The sequence below is a fragment of the Acetatifactor sp. genome (assembly GCF_982438285.1).
Genome location: NZ_CEWDFQ010000370.1, coordinates 1 through 2885 on the forward strand (window position 1 = coordinate 1; position 2885 = coordinate 2885).

The following is a 2885-nucleotide window of genomic DNA, read 5'->3' on the forward strand; positions in this document are numbered from 1 at the left end:
TACAGAGCACTCCCGTTTTTTCCAAAAGCTCCATGACAAATTTTACATCATCCGAAAAGCCCTGAGGTATCCTGGCCCAGGCAAACATAGTTCCCTGGCTTCTCTCAAAGGGCCATCCCAATTTTGTAAAGCCGTCGCAGAGAGCGTTTCTGCGCCGTTCATATTCCCTGCACTGCTCCTTAACCATATGATCCGGTCCCGTCAGGGCCGCAATGGCTCCGTACTGCACCGGCAGAAAGGTTCCATAGTCAATCTGGGACCGGAGCTTTTTGAAATTCTGCACCACTGTCCGGTTTCCCACAAGGAAAGCCATTCTGGCCCCTGTATAGTTGAAGGACTTAGACAGAGAATAAAACTCTGCAGCCACTTCCTTTGCCCCAGGAAACCATAAAATAGATTTCCCCTCTCTGCCGTCAAATATGATATCTGAATACGCATTGTCGTGGAGCAGGAAAATCTCATTTTCCGCCGCCCAGGGTATCAGTCTCTCATAAAAGGAATCCGGCGCAGCCTTGCCCACAGGATTCAAAGGGTAGGACACGATCATAAATTTAGCTCTGTGGCCATACCTTTTTCCCAAATCCTCTAAATCCGGCAGGTAATCCTTCTCCCTTGTGAGCCGGTATTTTTCAATTTTTGCACCTGCAAGCGCCGGGCCTATGGCAAAAATAGGATAACCCGGGTCCGGCACAAGCACAATATCTCCCGGATCCGCAAGGGTAAACCCGATGTGGGCGATGCCCTCCTGGGAGCCGTACACACTCATGATTTCCTCCGGTGAAAGCGTCACGCCATATCTGCTTTGATACCGGTCAATCACCGCCCGGGTAAGCTCTGGCAGATCCGAAAGCGCATACTTATAATTTTCCGGAATGGCCGCCGCTTTTGCCACCGCATCCATAACGTGCTCCGGAGGCTGAAAGTCCGGAGTGCCCACGCTGAAATTGTAAACCTTTCTTCCTGAGGCCGCATATACCTTCTTCTTTTCGTCCAGCACCTGAAAAATTCCCGCTTCAAAGGCCTCCATTCTCTGGGCAGGATGAATCTCCATGTCAAATTCCTTCTTTCCCTCTTATTCTTTCCCCTGATGGGGTTCTCCATTCAAAATAGCCAAAAGCCAGGCTCTGTATTTTTCCTTTACTGCTTCTGGTCCCACTATTCTGGCTTCTTGGCCGATCCCCGCAAGCCAGCCGAAAAACTGCCCGCTGACTGCCACCCGGACACGGATATGAAACTGTCCATCCTCCAAAGGGCGGATGGATGATTCCCTGCCGAAGCGGTCCAGCACCACACCGGCCAGCCGATTGGGAAACGCAAGAGTCACGCTCTCCTCCTGTCCGGCAAACATGCCGAAGGTCTGGTTCACGTAAGAGGCAAGGTCCATATCCGCAAATTGACGGATGCCATCCCGTTTTGCGTCCAGCACCTCCACCTTCCCCATTTTATCCACTCGGTAGTGCTTCATAATCTTGTCTTCGTCGTCAAAGGCAGCCAGATAATAATTTTCCTCACGCCAGATCAACGCCCAGGGACTTACCTGCTTGTCCCCGTTTTTTCTCGGCACCAGCTCCTTTTGCAGATTCCAGTCCAGATAGGTAAAGGAAATCTTTTTATTCTCCTGAATGGCGCGGTGGATATTGTCCACATTATAATAAATGCTTTCATTCTCCGTTTTCACCCGTCCTGCCACATAAACCTGCCGCTGCAGCTTGCCCGCGTCATATTTTCCGGCCATGCGCTCCAGCTTCCCGATCAGCTCCCTGGACTTCTTTGTTGTGATAAACCGAGAGGACTGCACTGCGTCAACCAAAAGCTTTAATTCCGCCAGCTCAAATTCACGCTCCGCCAGGTAATAGCCTCCGCCCTGTCGGCTGTGAACCTGAATGATATCATATCCAAAATCACACAGCTTGGAGATATCGTCGTAAATGCTCTTGCGCTCCGAGTGGATTCCCTGAGCCTCCAGCCTCTCTATCAGCTCTGAGGTGCTCATAGGATGCTCCTCATCCGTATTTTCCGCAAGAAACTTCATTATGTACAAAAGCTTCAGCTTTTGTCCCGATGATTTTGCCATTTTACTCTCCATTCCGAAGCGCAGCGTAGGAATCGCGCAATAGAATATCATAAATCTGATGCAGATCGCTTATTTCATAGTCCGGTAAAAGCTCAGAGGTATTTAAGGTTCCCTCCGGGCGGTACCAGCAGGTGGCTATCCCCGCCAGAAAGCCGCCCTTGATATCGCTGGAAAGAGAATCTCCCACAATCAGGATTTTCTTCTTATCCTTTTCCTGCACATGGGAAAGGCAGTAGTCAAAAAATGCCTTCTGAGGCTTTGGCGCTCCTATATTTTCAGAGATAAAGAGCCCATCCATGGTATCTCTTAAGCCTGACAGCTTAAGCTTATTTTCCTGGGTGGAAGCCACGCCGTTTGTAACCACATACTGTTTCACCTTTCCTTGAAGAAATCTGCAGATGTCAATGGAGTCATCAATGCAGCAGTAGACGCTGCCAAGAGCCTCCTGGTACTCCCTGCGGAAGGCCTCCACATCCACACCAGTAATATGGTACTCCTCAAACAGGGCGAGAAACCGGCCGGGAAGCAGCTCCTTCTTTGTGATCTCTCCCAGCTCAAGCCGCTTCCAAAAGCTGTCGTTGATCTGCGCGTACCGCTCTATCATTTCCTCGGTAATCTCTCTGCCGATGGAATGAAAGCATTTTGTAATGGCATATCTCTGGGAATAGGAAAAATCAAGCAGCGTTCCATCCACATCCCAAAGCACAGTGGTAAACTTCATTTCAGTGGTTCTCCTTCGCGTCTTTTTTCTTTCGCAGAAAGATGCCCAGGGCAATCCCCACAGCTCCCACCGCCGCAATCACTGCAAGTA

General features: G+C 50.0%; 3 protein-coding genes. All 3 read right to left on the bottom strand.

Features of this window, described 5'->3' with window-relative positions; translation table 11 throughout:
- Nucleotides 1-1051, bottom strand: a 1051-nt coding sequence (locus AC1WIP_RS14020) for a pyridoxal phosphate-dependent aminotransferase (protein ID WP_481142407.1), incomplete at its 3' end; no start/stop codon positions are given.
- A 21-nt stretch (nucleotides 1052-1072) separates the two neighbouring features.
- On the bottom strand, nucleotides 1073-2074 hold the full coding sequence (locus AC1WIP_RS14025) for a helix-turn-helix transcriptional regulator (protein WP_481142408.1): 1002 nt from the start codon (nucleotides 2072-2074) through the stop codon (nucleotides 1073-1075).
- Between the two features lies 1 nt (nucleotide 2075).
- Nucleotides 2076-2795, bottom strand: coding sequence for a YjjG family noncanonical pyrimidine nucleotidase (locus AC1WIP_RS14030; RefSeq protein ID WP_481142409.1), 720 nt, complete (start codon nucleotides 2793-2795; stop codon nucleotides 2076-2078).
- Nucleotides 2796-2885: the final 90 nt, after the last annotated feature.